1 protein-coding gene is annotated in these 1,003 nt (G+C 76.6%); it reads right to left on the reverse strand.

Annotated elements, in window-relative coordinates:
- A partial coding sequence (locus E2C05_RS32060; RefSeq protein ID WP_192912571.1) for an FUSC family protein occupies positions 1-1,003 on the reverse strand: 1,003 nt, incomplete at both ends.

Genomic DNA, 1,003 nt, shown 5'->3' on the forward strand with positions numbered 1-1,003 from the left:
GGCCACGCGCCGCGGCCGCGATGGCGGCCAGCGCCGCCGCGGCGGCCATGCGCGGCGCCGCCGCCAGGTCCGGCATCGTCTCCCGCAGCCGCATGACGTTCACGGCGGCGCGCAGCTCCGCCAGCTCGCTCACCTCCAGCGTGGCCGCATCGGCGGTGCCGATGCGGCCGGCGAGGAATTCGAAGCGGTCCAGCATGGCGGCGACGCTGCGGCGCAGGTCGGCCCGCCGTGCCTCGACCAGCCGCGCCAGGTCGCGCCGGTCCGCCTGCACCAGCCGGCGCAGCCGCCAGTCCACCCCGAAGGCGCGCACCAGCCGCGTGCTGACCAGGCCCGCGGCGAAGCCGGACAGCAGCGCCAGGGCGCTGTTGACGTAGCTGGCGAACTCGGCCGCGTAGGTCTCCTGCAGCGACATCAGCGCCACGGTGTTGACCAGCACCGGCAGGGCGATGCCGATCGTCGCCGGCCGGGCATGCAGCGCACCGAAGGGCAGGTAGAGCACCGCCATGGCGCAGGCCAACAGCGGGAAGCCGTCGATCACCGGCAGCACGGCGAACAGGTAGAGCGCGGCGGTGACCGCGGCGATGCCGGTCCAGGTCATGAAGCCGGCGATCGCCGGCGCCGGGTCGTCCAGCTGGGCGAACATGGCGGTGGCGACGGCAGCCATCATGGTGGCGGTCCCGCCCTCCGGCCAGGCGGTGGCGACCCAGACCGCGTTGGTGGCCAGGATGGCCAGCATGCCGGACAGGCCGGTCAGCCCGACCAGCAGCGCATCGGTCTGGCCGCTGGTCACCGGCGCGGCCGCATCCCGCGGGGCGGGGGCGACGGCGTCGGCGTGCGGTTCCAGCGCCAGGGCGCCGTCCCAGGTCTCGACCAGTTCCCGCAGCCGGGCGAGCAGGCCTTCCCGCAGCAGGGCAGGCCATCCGGCGGCGGCGCCCTCGGCGGCCTCGGCCTGCGCCGCGGCGAGGCGGACGAGCAGCGCCGGCGTCGCCTGCCGCGCCGCCGC

This window comes from Paracraurococcus ruber (assembly GCF_004353985.1).
Taxonomy (GTDB): domain Bacteria; phylum Pseudomonadota; class Alphaproteobacteria; order Acetobacterales; family Acetobacteraceae; genus Paracraurococcus; species Paracraurococcus ruber.